Below are 16,066 nucleotides of genomic sequence, written 5' to 3'. Positions count from 1 at the left end.
TCGGCGGATTGAACGTCTGAGCGTTCAGATGGTACCATTGCTACATGTCGGCGGCGGCGGTTTCTGTGGCTGGTTCACGGCCGAGCATGTCCGCTGCCGCCCGTGGATGGATCGAGGAACTGCCGGCCGGCACATGGTTCCGCTCAGGCGCTGTGCCAGGCCCGAGACATGTCACGAAGAACGTTCTCAGTCGCCTCATGGCAGCCGCCTGGCCGATCATCGGCAGAGCTGCGCGAGGTATCTACTGGCGCCGGCCGCCGCCGGCTGATGCCAGTTACGGATCGATGCCTCTGCTGCTCAGCGATGCGAAGTCGATCATCGGGCCGCCCGGTTCCTGCTATGCGAGCTACGGGGCGCTTTCGCTCATCGGCTGGTCGACGCAGGTGCCGTACCGCACGATTCTGGCGGTGCCGTACCGCAACCTGACGCCCCCCGTCTTGCCGGTCGGCCCGCCGGTGACTTTCACTGAGAGATCGAACGCACGGCGAAAGTCGTTGAACTGGAACGAAGCGAATCTGCTCGAGGCAGCCCGGTCCGCTCTCAGAGCCGACTACCACAACTGGGATCACGCCATGTGGCTGCTCACCGAAGCCAACGGATGGATGAAGCAAGGCGAACCCATCCGTAAGGAGATGCTGCTGAGGGCCGCTGAGACTGAGCCCCCCGAACGCGGCTGGGCAGGCCGCTGCGGCGGAGAAATGTCGTTCGGGGCCGTGATCGGCCGTCTCTCTGACGATCTGCCCGATCTAGTGCAAGCACCGTGAGGCGAGCCTGAAAATGCGGTGCGGCGACGTTCGGAAAGTTCCGCTCATCGAACGGCGCGACCTGTTCGATGCCGTCGTGAGCCGTTCTGCTGACGTCTACGGCATCGAACCCTCTCTGATCATCCGCGACTACTGGCTCATCAGCACGCTGTGGGCATGGCAGCGCGCTGTCGGCAGCGGATATGTGCATCGCGCTTATCCGAACCCTGAGCTGTCCGATGTAGACAACCGAGTCGGACGGTTCGTGTTCGGCGGAGGAACTTCTCTGTCGGCTGCGTGGGGAATCACGCAAAGATGGTCCGAGGACATCGATCTGGCACTCAGCCTGTCCGACCGTGCGACCCCGAAGCATTTCACGCAGGCTTGCCAGCAGGCATTCAGAACGACGGCGCTGAGCCTCTCCGCTGCACACAACGTCACCGACCAAGGACCATCGCACTGCTTTGCTTCTTTCCTGCGCGATCAGCAGGCGGTCGCACGCGTCGACGTGACGTCCAGACCGCTCGACGCAGCCCCCGTCTGGACGCAACACGAGACAGTCATGTCGATGATGGGACGCATGTGCGACGACGACGTGCTTGAAGCCCACCCTGAACTCGGCGGCTTCGAAGTCGACACATTGGGTCCCGGGACGACAGCGATGGACAAGCTGCTCGCCCAGACGCGGGCAAGCATGTCCGGGGATCTGAAGCGCATCAACGAACGGGCCCGCGACCTGTACGACCTCGCCTGCGTCGCCCGCGACAAAGACAGGTTCGAAGGACACCTCGGTCGAGACAGCAAAGCGCTGCTGTATCACTCCGAGTGGTGGCTGCCGCCAGACGACCCGAAGCGGCCACCAGACGGATTCGCGTCGTTGCGGTCTTTCGACCCGACAACACATGAATACGAAGCGCTCGCCGGCGGCTACGACGATGTTCTCAACGGCATGGTCTGGGGCGAGAAGATCCCGCTGAACGAAGCGATCCGGCTCGCCGTCAGCCTCGACCCCGGCCCGTCAGAACCGAACCGACCGCCCGAAGCCAACCCGCTCGTTGCGTACCCGCGGCGCTGAGCGAAACTGCGCGACGCCCCAGCGCGGCCGACTGCTCGGTCAGCGGTTGCGGCGCTGGTAGCGCGTGCGCCGCAACATCTTGCGGTGCTTCTTCTTGCGCATCCGCTTGCGGCGCTTCTTGACCAGCGATCCCATGAAGGCTCGCACGCTAGCGCCTTCGCGACGGCGTGCCACGAGCCAGCGCAGCTGGAGGTCGCGACGCGTGTGCCAGGCCGCCGTGTTCGTTCGGTCCTCGGACACGTTCGGCTACTGGCGGGCTGAACCCGAATTCTCGGCGGTGGCGTTCCAGCCGGTCGCTACGCTCGATCCTGAGCCGAACCGACCGGTCCGGCAGGTGCCATCGGGGATCGTTCAATTGGCAGGACATCGGGTTTTGGTCCCGGCAATGGAGGTTCGAGTCCTCCTCCCCGAACCACGACGTCAGCGTTGGCAATGAAGCCGGCCTGCGCAGCGATCGTGCTGGCAGCCGGTGCCGGCACTCGCATGGACTCGGACCTGCCCAAGCCGCTGCACCCAGTTGCCGGCCGCGCCATGGTGCTGCGTGTGCTCGACGCCTTGGCCGAAATCAATGCCGGCCCGATCGTCATGGTCGTCGGACATGGGGCAGTTCAGCTGCGAGCCGAGGTAGGCGCGTGCGCGCCCCAACCCGACCGCGTCGTGTTCGCCACGCAGCCGGACCAGCTGGGCACAGGCGATGCGGCCCGTGTCGGCCTGTCCGCGCTTGGGGAGCGGCCGGCAGCCAGCGATGTTCTCGTCATTCCTGGCGACACGCCCCTGCTGCGGAGCGCCTCGTTGTCCCGGCTTATCTCGGCGCGACGGCAACGCGACGCTGCGGCGAGCCTGCTGACGGCTCGACTCGACGATCCGACCGGCTATGGGCGCATCGTGCGCACCGGCGGCACGGTGAACATCGTGGAGCAGCGGGACGCCTCGGCGGCGCAAGCCGCGACCAACGAGATCAACGCCGGTGTGTACTGCTTCGACGTTGCGCAGCTGCGCGCGGCGCTGCCGCAGCTTCGCCAAGCCAACGCGGCATCCGAGTACTACCTCACCGACGCGATCGGGCTGCTCGCACGCGCAGGTCAGCCGATCTCGACGGTGACGCTGCCCGACCCGGCCGAAGCTATGGGTGTCAACGACGCCGAGCAACTCGCGGCGTGCGAGGCCGCGCTGTCGGCGCGCGAGCCTCGCTGAGCGTCGGCGGCTCCATGGCGGCACGCCTCTTCGAGACGCGGGTGCGGTCGGATAGCCTCGAATCGTCGCCCGACTGCCGAACATGCCGCCAAAACCCATTGCCGAGCGTTCCGCCCAGCCCTCAGCTAGTGCTGCTTCGAGCGCGTCTGCGTCGAGCACGTCGCCCCCTGCACCGCTGAGAAAGGAACACGCAATGGAGCTGGTCACCAAGAAGCGCTTGCACCTCTTCAGCGGCAGAGCAAACCCTGAGTTGGCTACCGAGATTGCCTCCCAGCTCGGCGTGGAGCTCGGCGACCCCGGGCTCATCGACTTCGCCAATGGCGAGATCAAGTGCAAGTTCGCGGAGTCGATTCGCGGCGGCGACGTGTTCATCATCCAGAGTCACGCCGCCTGCGAGACCATGAGCCTCAATGATGCGATCATGGAGCAGCTCGTCATGGTGGATGCCGCGCGGCGTGCGTCAGCCAAGCGCATCACCGCGGTCGCGCCCCTGTATGGCTACGCCCGACAGGACCGCAAGGCCGCGGGCCGCGAACCGATCACCGCGCGACTGCTCGCGGACATGTTCACCGTCGCAGGCGCAGAGCGGCTGGTGTCGATCGACCTGCACAGCGGCCAAATCCAGGGTTTCTTCGACGGTCCGGTGGATCATCTGACGGCGGCGCCGGTACTCATCGACTACCTGTCCGACGTCATGGGGACCGACTCGGTGATTGTGTCGCCCGACACCGGCCGTGTGAAGGTGGCTGAGCGCTACGCGACCCGACTCGGCTGCGATGTGGCGTCCATCTACAAGCGCCGCGCGACCGACAACGCCAACGAGTCCGAGGCGCTTGGCATCATGGGCGAAGTAGCGGGCCGCACCTGCGTGATCATCGACGACATGATCGACACGGCCGGAACCATCTGCTCGGCCACCGAGACGCTGCTTGCCAGCGGCGCGTCCGACGTGATGTGCGCGAGCACGCACGGATTGTTCTCCGAACCCGCCGTGGACCGCTTGAAGAATTCCTCGCTGAGCCAGGTCATCGTCACAAACACGGTGCCAATTCCGAGCTCCAAGCAGTTCGACAAGCTCGTCGTGCTGAGCGTTGCCGGCGTGTTCGCCGACGCTTTGGAGTCGGTGTTCGAGGACGCGTCTGTGTCGGAGATCTTCGACGGCCAGAACCTCTTCTGAGACCCGTAAGCTTCCTCGTCGCTGATCGACTCGACGCCCGTCGCCCAAGAGTTCGTGAGCTGGCGGGGCCCAACTGCCGAAAGGGCCAGCATGGAACAGCTGAAGCTCATCGCCGAGCCTCGTCACATGACCGGCACGGGCCACTCGAAGCGCCTGCGCGCTGCCAACAAGATCCCCGCGGTGATGTACGGCCACGGCAGCGATCCCGTGACCATCACGCTCGACCGCCTGCGGTTCCGGGCTGCTCTGAACGCTGCAGGCCCGAACGCGATCATCACCCTTGAGGTCGACGGCAAGGACCATCTCACCATCGTCAAGGACATGCAGCGTGATTCGATCGCCAACCGCGTTACTCATGTCGATTTCCTGCTTATCTCCCTCGACGAGCGGCTGGTGGTGGACGTGCCGATTCGCCTCGTCGGCGAGGCGGCGGTGGCCGGCCGCGAAGGTGCGGTGGTACAGCAGCAGCTGATGTCGCTGCACGTCGAGTCACCTGCGGGTGTGATCCCGCCGGCATTCGACGTCGACGTGGAGACGCTCTCGCTGGACAACCCAATCCGCGTCAGTGATCTTCCCCTGCCTGAGGGCATGGTGAGCCTGTTCGAAAGCGACACGCTCGTGGCTATTGCGCAGCGGACACGCGCCGCCGTTGCTGCGGAGCAGATCGACGAAGCAGGCGAGCCAATCGACGCCGAGGAAGCCGCCGCCGACGACGCCGCCGACGAGGACTGACCGACCCGGTGTCTGTGTTCCGCCGGGCGGCCGCGCGGCGGGGAACAGCCGCAGACTGGCTGGTGGTGGGTCTCGGTAACCCTCCGGAGCGCTATGGGGGAAGCCGTCACAATGTCGGGGCCGAGGCCACCGAACGTTGGGCATCGGCGCTTCAGTGCGACTTGGCGGTGCAGCGGCGCGAGCACGCTCGCGTCGGCGAGACGACGGTGGGCGAGCGCCGCGTCACGCTTGCGTGCCCGTCCACATTCATGAACGAGAGCGGCCGCAGTGTGGGCGCGCTGGTGAGACGTCATGGCATCGTCGAGCCGTCGCAGCTCGTAGTCGTGCACGACGAACTCGACCTCGACCCCGGGCAGGTGCGGTTCAAGGCGGGCGGGGGGATCGCCGGCCACAACGGCTTGGCGTCGATTGCCGACCAGCTCGGAACGCGTGACTTCGTACGTCTTCGCATCGGCATCGGCAAGCCGCCACGACCCGAAGCCGGCCGCAAGTGGGTATTGCAGCGGCCGGCGCGCTCGGACGCGCCGCTGATCGATGCGGCACTGGACCGTGCGGTGTCGGGGTTGGAAGTGTTGGTGCGCGACAGCATCGAGGCGGCCATGAACGTCGCGAACGCCCGACGGCGGGGACCCGATCCCCACCCGCAGTGAGCGCGGCAGACTCGGCGGGCGCAGCGCCGCTGCGGGTGCTGACCGAGCGACTTGCCAACGACCGCGGCTTCGTGTCGATGCTGGGCCGCGCGTCGGGTTCGATTGCCGTCGCCGAGGGAGCCCGCCCGTTCGTCGCCGCCGGCTTGGCGACATTGGGATCGAGGGCACCGGTCCTGGTCGTGACTGCGACGGCCCATGAATCCGAGCGCTACGTCGAAGACCTCCGCACCTGGCTCGGGCCCCAACACGTCGCACTGTTCGGAGCGTGGGAAACGCTGCCGTTCGAACGAGTGAGCCCGGCGACCGAGACGATGGGCCGCCGGCTGGCAGTGCTGGAGACGCTGAGATCCCCCACCGACGCCAGCGAGAGCAATCTCAAGGTGATCGTCGCCCCGATTCGAGCGCTGCTTCAGCGGCTCAGCCCCGACGCAGTTGCCCCAGCAGTGTCGGTGATGCGCGTGACACGAGGCGATCGGTGCGACCTCGGCGAACTCGTGTCGCAGCTGGTGACTTGGGGATATCGCCGTGAGCATCAAGTTGAGCACCGCGGCGAGATCGCAGTGCGCGGCGGGATCGTGGACGTCTTCTGCCCGACGGTCGAGATGCCGGTGCGCATCGACCTGTGGGGCGACGAGGTAGACCGCCTCACGGAGTTCTCCATCGCCGATCAGCGTTCGGTCGCAGAGCTTGCCGAGACGCAGATGTACCCGGCGCGCGAGATGCGTCCCGATGCTGCCATGCGGGAACGTGCCGCAGCGCTGGCGATCAGCGAGCCGTGGTGCCGCGAGCACATGGAGCGCCTCAGCAGGGGTGAGCTGTTCGACGGGATGGAGTCGTGGCTGCCGTGGCTCGCTCCCGACGAGATCGTGCTGCCGGACCTGCTTGGCCCCGATGCGCTGGTGTTGCTGTGCGAGCCGCGGCGCCTCGCAGACCGAGCTGCCGACATCACCGCAGAAACCGACGATCTGACCCGTTCGCTGGCGGTCACGTGGGGCCTGCGGAGTCTTGGCGACTCGGATGACCACCACCCCAATGGCCCCGACGCTGCTGGCGCGGCATTCCCCCGGCTGCACGTTGCGTTCGACCGGTTGCTGGCCCGCTGCGAAGCCGCGGTGTGGTCGGTGGACTCCACCGCAGCGCCCACAGCGCAGGGCGATCGGGGGCCGCAGATCTCCACCGAGCCATGGGTGCCCGCCGCCGGCGATCCCAGCCGCCTGGTGTCCCAGCTCCGCCGCCTGGTGACCGGAACGCAGCGACAAGTCGGAGGCAGCGCGGAGCGACAGGTCGGAGACAGCGCGGCGCGATCCGTTGTCGTCGTGGCGGCCGAAGGCGACGGTTCGGCTGCTCGGCTCGCTGACGCGCTGGGCGCGGAACAAGTCCCATTGCGCTTGCATTCGGGGCCCTCAACCTTTGCCCCGCTGCCAGGCGGTCACGTGGTGGTCGCGCCGCTCGAACAGGGTTTCATCGCGCCCGCCGCCGGGGTCGCGGTGCTGCCCGAAGCAGAGTTCACCGGTCGCCGCCGAGTCCATCGCGCAGCTCGACGTCGCACCGGCGTCACGTCGTCGTTCGAAGATCTCAGCGTCGGCGACTTCGTCGTTCATCACCATCACGGCATCGCCCGCTACGCAGGGCTCGTGCGCCGGGCCTTCGGCGACGACGAGCGCGACTACCTCGAGCTGGAATTCCGGGGAACCGACCGGCTCTACCTGCCCACCGAGCAGATCGACTTCATCCGCCCCTACATCGGCGGGGAGACGCCCCGGCTCAGTCGCATGGGCGGCAGCGACTTCCAGCGCCAGAAGGCCAAGGTGCGCGCAGCGGTCGCCGAGATCGCCCAAGAGCTGGTGGTGCTGTACCAGCGGCGGATCACCACATCGGGCAACGCGTTCGATCCCGAAGGCCTGGGCATGGCCGAGCTGGCCGAGAGCTTCGCCTACATGCCGACGCCCGACCAGCGCCGCACCATCGACGAGGTGCTGGGGGACATGTCCGAGCCCACGCCGATGGACCGCTTGGTGTGCGGCGATGTTGGATTCGGCAAGACGGAGGTGGCGGTGCGGGCTGCCTTCTGCGCCGTGAGCGCCGGCAAGCAAGCAGCCGTGCTGGTGCCGACGACGCTGCTGGCCCAGCAGCACCACCAGACATTCGCAGAGCGTTTCGCCGACCATCCCGTCCGCGTCGAGGTGCTGAGCCGTTTTCTCACGCCCGCCGAACAGCGAGCGGTGGTCGCCGGTGTGGCCGATGGCACGGTCGACCTGGTGATCGGCACCCACCGGCTGCTGTCGGGCGACGTGAAATTCGCCAACCTGGGCCTGCTGGTGGTGGACGAGGAGCAGCGCTTCGGCGTGAGCCACAAGGAGGCGATCAAGTACCTGCGCGCCGAGGTCGATGTGCTGACCCTGACGGCCACCCCCATTCCCCGGACGCTCGAAATGGCACTCACCGGCATCCGGGACCTGTCGCTGCTGCAGACGCCTCCTGCGGAACGCCAGCCGATCCTCACCCACGTCGGCCCTTACGACGAGCGTGCCGTCAGCGAAGCCATCCGGCGAGAGCTGCTGCGCGAGGGTCAGGTGTTCTTCGTGCACAACCGCGTCGCCGACATCGGCGTGGTGGCGGCAGGCCTGGCAGAACTGGTGCCCGAGGCGCGCATCGCCGTGGCGCACGGTCAAATGGACGAGGGAACGCTGGAACAGGTAGTCATCGACTTCTGGGAAGGTGCCTACGACGTGCTGGTCTGCACGACCATCATCGAGTCGGGCATCGACATGCCGAGCGTCAACACCCTGGTCGTGGATCGCGCCGATCTACTGGGCCTCGGTCAGCTGCATCAGATCCGTGGGCGTGTGGGCCGTTCGGGTCAGCGCGCCTACGCATACCTGTTCCACCCTGAGGGCCGTTCGCTCTCTGAAGAGGCCTACGAGCGCCTGCGCACGATCGGTGAATCCACCGAGCTGGGCTCGGGGTACCGCATCGCGATGCGCGACCTGCAGCTGCGCGGCGCCGGCAACCTGCTCAGCGGCGTGCAGTCGGGCCACGTCGCCGCCGTTGGCTACGACCTCTACTGCGAACTTGTCAGCGAGGCAGTTGCCTCCCTGAGCGGCGAAACGCCCGAACAGCCGACCGAAATCGTCATCGATCTGCCGCTCGTCGCACACCTTCCCGACGACTACGTGGCCGACGCGACAGGCCGCCTCGAGGCGTACCGCCGACTCGGAGCAGTCACCGAGCTCGTCGAGGTGGCCGACATCGAAGCTGAATGGACCGACCGCTACGGACCGATCCCGGATGCCGCGCGGACGTTGTTGCACATTGCACTGCTGCGCGCCGAATGTCACCGGCTCGGCATGCGGACCGTGGCGTTCGCTCCCGGCCACGACGGCGGGCGGGTGCGCTTGGGGCCGCTCACACTGACAGCGAGCGAGGAACTACGCATGCGGCGCATCTGTGCAGGTACGCCCTTCAGCGCAGCGCGCTACAAGGTGGACGCAGGTGCAGGCGGCAGCGAGGTGCAGCTGTCGGTTCGCGCGTTGAAGCCGGCCATGGTCGGGCACCTGTTCTCGTTCTGCCAGCAGTTGCGGCCCCCCGGCGACTGAGGCGTGCAAGGTTGCCGAAGCGGCAACCACCTAGCCTGCCCGCAGTGCGTGCCCGGGGGAGTTCCATGATTCGACGAACTGTGTTGCTGGCAGCGCTGGTGGGGGCGTCGTTCGCGTGCAGCGACGACGGAAACGTCGTCACCATCGAAACGGGGCTTGACCCCGAACTCGTCGAGGCAGCCGACACCGATGGCGATGGTGTGGTGTCACGGGATGCGGTCGAGGCTGCTGAACGAGAAGCGCAACTCGAGGCAGAGCGGGTCTCCCAGGAAGCTCAGCTTGAGGCCGAGCGGGCTGAACGCGATGCAGCGCGGGCAGTCCAAGAAGCCGCGTACCGAGCACTGCTCTCCGACGGCGCCGCCGTCGCCGCGAGCTTCCCGGGCGGGCAGGTACTGGTCGGCGACGTCCTTGCGAACATCGTGGAGTCACCGGTCACGCTGATGGACGACCCACAGAACCCGACCCAAGAGGAATACGTATCCCGACTGACCTCCATGGTTCAGTTGCGCCTCGCGGGCACCGCATTGAACGGGCTGGGTTTCGCGGTTGATATCGGACTGTCGGACGCGGAGATCAATGGGCAGGTCCAAGCGCACCTCGAAGGCCCCTTCGAAGAGTTCGCGCAGCAGCGCGCCATCGAAGAAGACCCAAGCATCGAGCGGCTGGCGACGCCTCACTGTGTCAGCGCGCTGGCAGTGGCGTCCGAAGCCGATGCATATGCAGCCGCCGGTCGGGTGCAGGACGGCGAACCGCTCGGCGATGTCGCCGCTGCGGTCAACCTGCCCGGACTCACCGCGGTCGATGGCACCCTCGGCTGCGACCAGCCGTTCGGCTTGTTCGGCGGCGGCGAGCTGGCACTGGCGCTGCTCGACCTTGAGCCCGGCGAGTTGAGCGATCCGCTGACGCTGCCGTCCGCGGCGAGCCCGACGGGAGAGCTCTGGGTGGTGCTGCACCTGGATTCGCTGCGCACCGATGCAACCGACCTCTCCTCGATCGGACCGTTCGCGGGCCACGTGCTGACCGAGATCATGTCGTCCTATGAAGTGGATGTCGCCCCCGAACTCGGCGACTGGATCGCGGGCAACCTGCGGATATCGATGCCGCTCCTGCCGTGAGCCGTCGGTACGGGGATCGCGATGGCTGCTGAGCGTCGACCCGACGTCCAACCGGAGGCTGAGCCGGCAGGCGACGCCGTGGCCCGAGCGGCCCGTGAGCCCGTCTCGAAAGAGACGGGTGAACAAGAGCGGGAGACTACGGGCGAAACATCGGCCGGGTCGGCATCTGCGCGCCGTCAGCCGGATCTTGGGCCGCGCCTCGTCTCGCTTCATGAGGTGATCACCCGGCTGCGTCGGGAATGCCCGTGGGACCGGACGCAGACGCACGCGACGCTCGCCTCCTACGCGCTCGATGAGGCCTCGGAGCTCGCCGAGGCGTTGCACGCCGCCACCGAGGCTCAATCCGGTGACGCAGCCCAGTTGGCCATAGCGATCGAGGACTTGGTCGAAGAACTCGGCGACGTCCTGCTGCAGGTCATGATGAATGCCGCGATCGGCGAGCAGGCCGGAACGTTCACCTTGGCTGAGGTGCTCGAGACCGTTGAGGCCAAGATGCTGCGCCGCCATCCGCACGTCTTCCTGCGTGACCCCGATGCTCCCGAACCCAGCGATGACGCGCTCTCGGCGCAGTGGGAGGCGATCAAGGCGGCCGAACGCGCTGCTCGCGCAGACCGCATCAAGGCTCGCGAAACGCGCAACTCCTGACGCGGCGTCGTCTGGCGCGCTGGTCGTGCCTGTCGCACGCTTCGGTACTGTGGCATTGCGTGACAGCACGCGCGTCCACGCAGATCGTTCAGGTGACCGGCCGGGAAGTTCTGGATTCCCGCGGCAATCCCACGACCGAGGCCGAAGTACGCACCGCAGGCGGCGCTGCGGGAAGGGCGATCGTGCCTTCAGGCGCCTCGACGGGCCAGTTCGAGGCCGTCGAATTGCGCGACGGCGAGCAGCGATACGGCGGCAAAGGCGTCGCCGTTGCGGTGGGGCACGTGAACGGCGAGATCGCTCAGGCGCTTGAGGGTCTCGATGCCGTGGATCAGCGACTCGTCGATCACACCCTGATTGAGCTCGACGCCACCATGAACAAAGCGCGCTTGGGGGCGAATGCTGTACTGGCGGCCTCGCTGGCAACAGCACACGTCGCCGCGGCGGCGCTGGGCGTGCCGCTCTACCGCCACGTCGGTGGTGCCAACGCTCATGTGCTGCCGACGCCGATGATGAATGTCATCAATGGCGGCGAGCACGCCGACAACAACGTGGACCTGCAGGAGTTCATGATCGTCCCCGTCGGCGCGGCGTCGTTCTCCGAGGCGCTTCGGTGGGGGACCGAGACGTACCACGTCTTGCGTGGTGTGCTGCGCTCGCGGGGGTTGTCGACGGCAGTCGGCGACGAAGGCGGATTCGCGCCCGACCTGTCCTCGAACGAGGCCGCGCTGGCACTGCTGATCGAAGCCATCACCGAGGCCGGATTCGAGCCGGGTGTCGACATGGCGCTCGCGCTCGACGTGGCGTCCACCGAGTTCTACGCCGAAGGCCTGTACACCCTGGCCGGCGAGGACCGCCAGCTCGACGCTGCCGCATTCGCGGGCTACCTCGCCGACCTGTGCGACCGCTACCCGATCTGCTCAGTCGAGGACGGCATGGCCGAGGACGACTGGGCCGGCTGGTCCGCTCTCGGCGAGCTCCTGCGTGACCGGGTCCAGCTCGTCGGCGACGATCTCTTCGTCACTAACATCGAGCGGCTCGGGCGCGGCATCGATGCCGGCATCGCAAACAGCATCCTGGTGAAGGTCAACCAGATCGGCACCCTGACCGAGACGCTCGATGCGGTCGAGTTGGCGGGAAGGTCTGGTTACACCGCAGTCATGTCGCACCGTTCAGGCGAGTCCGAAGACACCACCATCGCCGATCTGGCTGTTGCGACCAATTGCGGGCAGATCAAGACTGGCGCGCCGGCCCGCTCCGATCGTGTCGCCAAGTACAACCAGCTGCTGCGCATCGAGGATGAGCTCGGCGACGATGCTGCCTACCGGGGAGGCAGCTCGCTCGCCAGAGGCTCATGAATCCACAGTCCGTGAACGAGGCACCCATCGATGCACCGGCGCGTTCCCGCCGACGGGAGGGGCGGCCACGGGTCATGGCGACGCTCGTCGGCTTGGCGATCTTGGTGAGTGTCGTCGGCCTGCTCGCAGTGCTGCTGTTTCCTTGGCAGTCGCTGAATTCGCAGCGGCGCAACATTGACCATGCCGCCGACACGCTTGAACGGCTTCAGGCGGAGACTGCGCACCTGGCCGACCAGGTGGCCGATGCCCGAGACCCAGTGGTCGTGGAGCGGATCGCACGTGAGCAGCTGTCGCTCGTGCGTGAGGGTGACACGCTGTATCGCCTGAACGTGAATCCTGCCGAGGTCATCACGCTGCCGTCGGCGTGGCCGCTGCCAGGCGTGGCACATCTGCTCAGCGACGGCGATCGCTGACCGATCGGCTCAGCCCCTAGTCAGTCATGATGCGCAGGGCGCGTCCGATGATCGCATCTCGATGAGTGTCGGGATCCACGCCGCTCTGCTCGAGCGACAGGCGGATCGTGCCGACGGCGGCTGCCGCACGGATCCGATCCCCGACTTCGGGAGAAGATCCGGTGAGCCAGGCAAACAGGTCTCTCGCTTGGGCTCGCAGCCGTTGACCGACTGCGCTGTGTTGAACGTCGACATCGCCGGCGACGAACCGGAACGCCACGATGTGGCGGGCGAGCAGGTCGAAGTACCGATCGAGCACCTCGCGCAGGGCTTCCGGCGTTGGCTCCAGTTCGGCCATCCAGGCGATGATCGTCTCGCCGTCGCTCTCCATCGGATCCAAGACCTCAGCGAGCACCTCCTCCTTGCCGGTGAAGTGGTAGTAGAGCGCAGCCGGTGTGAGGCCAAGTCCCGAGGTGAGCTGCCGGATCGAGGTGCCGCGGTAGCCCTGCCGGGCGAACAGGTAGCGCGCCCGCTGCAGGATCGCGCCGTGCGTGTCCGGCGGTACCGCTTCGCTCGCGCGTTCCGACGTGCCGTCAGTACCCGCTGATGCCCGTTCGCTGGCCACATCGCCAAACTACTGCTGTGCTTGCGGGCCGCTTGTCCTCGTGTCTGCGCGTAGCTGCCGCATGGTGCATGATGGTGCGCGCTCGGCCCTGCGGGCCGTGTAGACAGACACTCGGCTTGGACCAAGAGATTGCTCGGCCAGACGGCCGACGAGAAGAGGGGTCATTGTGGAGATCAGCGTCACGGTGAACGGCGAGACTCGCAGCGGCGACGTCGAACCGCGCACGTTGCTCGTGTACTGGCTGCGGGACGACCTGCGGCTGACTGGCACCAACGTGGGCTGCGACACGTCCTCGTGCGGAGCTTGCACGGTGCACGTGAACGGCGAATCGGTGAAGTCGTGCACGATGCTGGCGGTGCAGGCTGATGGCGAAGACATCTTGACCATCGAGGGCTTGGCACCGTCAGACGACGAGCTGCACCCGATGCAAGAGTCCTTCCGCCAGAACCACGGGCTGCAGTGCGGCTACTGCACTCCCGGCATGGTCATGGCGGCGGTATCGCTGCTCGAGGAGAACCCCGACCCATCCGAGCGTGAGGTGCGTTTGGGTTTGGAAGGGAACCTGTGCCGCTGCACGGGGTACCACAACATCGTCAAGTCGGTGCTGGCATGCGCCGCCGGCGAGACATCGGACTGAGGGGGGTACAGCAATGATTCCTGCAGCATTCGACTACGCACGAGCTGGCTCCGCGCAAGAGGCGATAGCGCTGCTCGGCGAGCATGGCGACGAGGCCAAGCTGCTGGCGGGCGGCCATTCGCTGCTGCCGATGATGAAGCTGCGCCTAGCGGTACCCAGCGTGGTTGTGGACATCGGCCGCGTCACCGACCTCAGCTACATAAACGACGGCGGCGATCACATCGCCATCGGTGCGCTGACCCGTCACCGCGCGCTGGAGACCAGCGACCTGCTTGCCGCCGAGTGCCCGTTGCTGGGGCATGTGGCCGGTGAGGTCGGCGACCCGCAGGTCCGCCACCGCGGCACCATCGGCGGTTCGCTGGCGCACTCCGACCCGGCCTCCGATCTGCCGGCAGCCGTGCTGGCGCTGGGCGGCACGCTCGTCGCGCAGGGTCCGAACGGCAGCCGTGAGATCTCCGCCGGCGACTTCTTCACCGGCTACTTCGAATCGGCACTGGCCGACGACGAGATGCTCACCGAGATCCGGGTGCCCAAGGCGCCGGGCGACGGCTGGAACTATCAGAAGTTCAACCGACGGGCCCAGGATTGGGCGATCGTGGGCGTCGCCGCAGTGAATGTGAACGGTGGGACCAGCGTTGCGCTCGTGAACATGGGCTCCACGCCGCTGCGTGCGGGTGCGGTCGAATCCGCACTGGCCGGGGGAGCTTCAGCCGCTGATGCAGCCGAGCAGGCCGCTGAGGGCACTGAAGCCCCCACCGACCTGAACGCCACGCCGGACTACCGCAACCACCTCGCCCGGGTGCTCACCCGCCGGGCACTCGAAGCCGCCGGTATCTCCTAGCGGCTTGGGCCCGGCTCGACGAGCCTGGTGGCCAGGCCGCCGTCAATGAGCAGACTGGTGCCGACAAGGTATTTAGTTTGCTGCAGCGCACGCGTGCGTCTTGTCGTGCTGAGCCATGACATGAGGCCGCCGCTGGTCTGTCATCGCTGCGAGCGTAGCCAGGAGCGCATCTGCGGATAGCCGAATCTGACCTTGCCGCGACCGGCAGGCTCGATGGCCCCGACATCGATGAGACGCCGCCGATAGGTCTGCGCGTAGTTGGGAGAACGTTCGATCCGTTCCGCTATGAGGCTCATCTCTGAGTCGGCTTCGTCAAGAGACATCGCCCACAGGAATGAGCGATCCATGTCCGACAGACCGCTCCAGATCGGCTTGACGATCTGCTCCAGCAACACATGATCGGCTTCCATGGCGCCGGCGGCTGCGTGGGTGGCAATGATGCGGGCGCCGGGGGTTGCCATTTCCCAGGTGTGATAACCGAGCAGCTGAATGGTGAACGGATGGCCGCCCGAGGCGCCGACCAGATGCCCGAGTGCAACGTCGTCGATGCGACCGCCGGCTTGCTGTATCGGCTGCCTGAGCGCCGCTGCTGTGTCGTCGGGCAGCAGCGGTGTGAGCCGAGCGCGGGCACAGCGTTGGAAGAAGGTCATTCCGCGATCAACCAGAAGCGTCTCGTCAATCTCGGGCAGAGCCGCGCCGACGAATGCCACAGGCAGCAGCTCGCGGCGGGTGATGTGCTGAACGGTGACAGCGAGTTCCGTCGCCTCGGATTGCGACACGGCTTGCAGTTCGTCGACCGTAAGAAGCAAGCCGGTCGAATCGGCGGCGACGTTGGCGGCCAGCGCGGTGAGTGCGGAGCGCAGGTCGACCTCGGCGATCTGAGTGGCGGGTCTTTCGTTCCATTCGACACCGACGCCCATCACCGAGACGGACGAGACTCGCCGTGACGGCTCGCCATTGTCTGCCTCGCGGAGATGTTGCAGTGCTGCGTTGGTGACGAGACGGCAGAGGTCGCGCACCGATGCCGACATGGAGATCACACGCCAGCCGAGACGCAGCGCCGCGTCCTCGGCCTCGTTGAGCAGCACGGTCTTGCCAGAGCCGCGCACACCCGTGATGAGCATGGTGTAGTCGGGGTGTTGTGGGCCCCGCGCGAAGGCGTGCTCAAAGCGGGCAACGACATCGTCTCGGCCTGCCAGCATCGGCGGTGAGGTCCCGAATGTCGGCAGGAACGGGTTGTCAGCAGCAGTCATGCCGATGTCCAAGACGACGAGAAAATGCGGCGTTCA

At 66.7% G+C, this 16,066-nt stretch carries 16 protein-coding genes and 1 tRNA gene; 14 read left to right on the top strand and 3 right to left on the bottom strand.

The window, feature by feature from the left end; all coding sequences use genetic code 11:
• The first annotated feature begins 284 nt into the window (after window positions 1-284).
• Entirely contained in the window at window positions 285-764 is a 480-nt protein-coding gene (locus ACOOF5_RS02765; RefSeq protein WP_420436395.1) for a hypothetical protein, read from the top strand.
• 76 nt (window positions 765-840) lie between these two features.
• Window positions 841-1,818, top strand: coding sequence for a nucleotidyl transferase AbiEii/AbiGii toxin family protein (locus ACOOF5_RS02760; RefSeq protein WP_420436393.1), 978 nt, complete (start codon window positions 841-843; stop codon window positions 1,816-1,818).
• Between the two features lie 39 nt (window positions 1,819-1,857).
• Here ACOOF5_RS02760 and ACOOF5_RS02755 read toward each other — a convergent pair whose 3' ends face one another.
• A complete protein-coding gene (locus ACOOF5_RS02755; protein ID WP_323671112.1) occupies window positions 1,858-1,953 on the bottom strand; it encodes a 30S ribosomal protein bS22 in 96 nt (31 codons plus the stop codon).
• Between the two features lie 205 nt (window positions 1,954-2,158).
• On the opposite strand from ACOOF5_RS02755, the gene ACOOF5_RS02750 reads away from it, so the two are divergent.
• From ACOOF5_RS02750 to ACOOF5_RS02705, 10 genes are all read left to right on the top strand, one after another.
• Window positions 2,159-2,233, top strand: a tRNA-Gln gene (locus ACOOF5_RS02750).
• Between the two features lie 17 nt (window positions 2,234-2,250).
• A complete protein-coding gene (locus ACOOF5_RS02745) occupies window positions 2,251-3,012 on the top strand; it encodes an NTP transferase domain-containing protein (RefSeq protein ID WP_420436390.1) in 762 nt (253 codons plus the stop codon).
• 193 nt (window positions 3,013-3,205) lie between these two features.
• Window positions 3,206-4,189: a ribose-phosphate diphosphokinase gene (locus tag ACOOF5_RS02740; RefSeq protein WP_420436388.1), complete on the top strand. Its 984-nt coding sequence runs from the start codon at window positions 3,206-3,208 to the stop codon at window positions 4,187-4,189.
• A gap of 90 nt (window positions 4,190-4,279) precedes the next feature.
• The gene (locus ACOOF5_RS02735) at window positions 4,280-4,921 is read left to right on the top strand and encodes a 50S ribosomal protein L25 (protein ID WP_420436386.1); all 642 of its coding nucleotides are present in this window, start codon (window positions 4,280-4,282) and stop codon (window positions 4,919-4,921) included.
• Window positions 4,922-4,929: 8 nt separating this feature from the next.
• The gene (gene pth / locus ACOOF5_RS02730; RefSeq protein WP_420436384.1) at window positions 4,930-5,571 is read left to right on the top strand and encodes an aminoacyl-tRNA hydrolase; all 642 of its coding nucleotides are present in this window, start codon (window positions 4,930-4,932) and stop codon (window positions 5,569-5,571) included.
• Window positions 5,568-9,167, top strand: a complete 3,600-nt coding sequence (gene mfd, locus ACOOF5_RS02725) for a transcription-repair coupling factor (protein ID WP_420436382.1) — start codon at window positions 5,568-5,570, stop codon at window positions 9,165-9,167. The genes pth and mfd overlap by 4 nt, the downstream gene beginning before the upstream one ends.
• Window positions 9,168-9,232: 65 nt before the next feature.
• Window positions 9,233-10,282, top strand: a complete 1,050-nt coding sequence (locus ACOOF5_RS02720; RefSeq protein ID WP_420436380.1) for a hypothetical protein — start codon at window positions 9,233-9,235, stop codon at window positions 10,280-10,282.
• 21 nt (window positions 10,283-10,303) lie between these two features.
• Window positions 10,304-10,927, top strand: a complete 624-nt coding sequence (locus ACOOF5_RS02715) for a MazG nucleotide pyrophosphohydrolase domain-containing protein (protein ID WP_420436378.1) — start codon at window positions 10,304-10,306, stop codon at window positions 10,925-10,927.
• 59 nt (window positions 10,928-10,986) lie between these two features.
• Window positions 10,987-12,282, top strand: a complete 1,296-nt coding sequence (gene eno / locus ACOOF5_RS02710) for a phosphopyruvate hydratase (protein WP_420436376.1) — start codon at window positions 10,987-10,989, stop codon at window positions 12,280-12,282.
• Window positions 12,279-12,695, top strand: coding sequence for an FtsB family cell division protein (locus ACOOF5_RS02705; RefSeq protein WP_420436374.1), 417 nt, complete (start codon window positions 12,279-12,281; stop codon window positions 12,693-12,695). Before eno ends, ACOOF5_RS02705 begins: the two co-directional genes overlap by 4 nt.
• A gap of 16 nt (window positions 12,696-12,711) precedes the next feature.
• Here the strand turns inward: ACOOF5_RS02705 and ACOOF5_RS02700 are convergent, their stop codons facing one another.
• Window positions 12,712-13,299, bottom strand: coding sequence for a TetR/AcrR family transcriptional regulator (locus ACOOF5_RS02700; RefSeq protein ID WP_420436372.1), 588 nt, complete (start codon window positions 13,297-13,299; stop codon window positions 12,712-12,714).
• 166 nt (window positions 13,300-13,465) lie between these two features.
• Here ACOOF5_RS02700 and ACOOF5_RS02695 point away from each other — a divergent pair, with 166 nt between their 5' ends.
• On the top strand, window positions 13,466-13,936 hold the full coding sequence (locus tag ACOOF5_RS02695) for a (2Fe-2S)-binding protein (protein WP_420436370.1): 471 nt from the start codon (window positions 13,466-13,468) through the stop codon (window positions 13,934-13,936).
• 13 nt (window positions 13,937-13,949) lie between these two features.
• A complete protein-coding gene (locus tag ACOOF5_RS02690) occupies window positions 13,950-14,777 on the top strand; it encodes an FAD binding domain-containing protein (RefSeq protein WP_420436368.1) in 828 nt (275 codons plus the stop codon).
• A 140-nt stretch (window positions 14,778-14,917) separates the two neighbouring features.
• Here the strand turns inward: ACOOF5_RS02690 and ACOOF5_RS02685 are convergent, their stop codons facing one another.
• Complete coding sequence (locus ACOOF5_RS02685; RefSeq protein WP_420436366.1) at window positions 14,918-16,030, bottom strand: ATP-binding protein; 1,113 nt, start codon at window positions 16,028-16,030, stop codon at window positions 14,918-14,920.
• Between the last annotated feature and the right edge of the window lie 36 nt (window positions 16,031-16,066).

The organism is Candidatus Poriferisodalis sp. (assembly GCF_965214215.1).
In the GTDB taxonomy this organism is placed as follows: domain Bacteria; phylum Actinomycetota; class Acidimicrobiia; order Acidimicrobiales; family Poriferisodalaceae; genus Poriferisodalis.
The sequence above is the reverse complement of the archived record's forward strand: the minus strand, read 5'-3'. Positions and strand labels throughout refer to the sequence as shown.

Coding starts and splice junctions, on each gene's coding strand:
- ACOOF5_RS02765 (WP_420436395.1), top strand. CDS start 285: ATGCCTCTGCTGCTCAGCGATGCGAAGTCGATCATCGGGCCGCCCGGT.
- ACOOF5_RS02755 (WP_323671112.1), bottom strand. CDS start 1,953: ATGGGATCGCTGGTCAAGAAGCGCCGCAAGCGGATGCGCAAGAAGAAG.
- ACOOF5_RS02745 (WP_420436390.1), top strand. CDS start 2,251: ATGAAGCCGGCCTGCGCAGCGATCGTGCTGGCAGCCGGTGCCGGCACT.
- ACOOF5_RS02740 (WP_420436388.1), top strand. CDS start 3,206: ATGGAGCTGGTCACCAAGAAGCGCTTGCACCTCTTCAGCGGCAGAGCA.
- ACOOF5_RS02735 (WP_420436386.1), top strand. CDS start 4,280: ATGGAACAGCTGAAGCTCATCGCCGAGCCTCGTCACATGACCGGCACG.
- ACOOF5_RS02720 (WP_420436380.1), top strand. CDS start 9,233: ATGATTCGACGAACTGTGTTGCTGGCAGCGCTGGTGGGGGCGTCGTTC.
- ACOOF5_RS02715 (WP_420436378.1), top strand. CDS start 10,304: ATGGCTGCTGAGCGTCGACCCGACGTCCAACCGGAGGCTGAGCCGGCA.
- ACOOF5_RS02705 (WP_420436374.1), top strand. CDS start 12,279: ATGAATCCACAGTCCGTGAACGAGGCACCCATCGATGCACCGGCGCGT.
- ACOOF5_RS02690 (WP_420436368.1), top strand. CDS start 13,950: ATGATTCCTGCAGCATTCGACTACGCACGAGCTGGCTCCGCGCAAGAG.
- ACOOF5_RS02685 (WP_420436366.1), bottom strand. CDS start 16,030: ATGACTGCTGCTGACAACCCGTTCCTGCCGACATTCGGGACCTCACCG.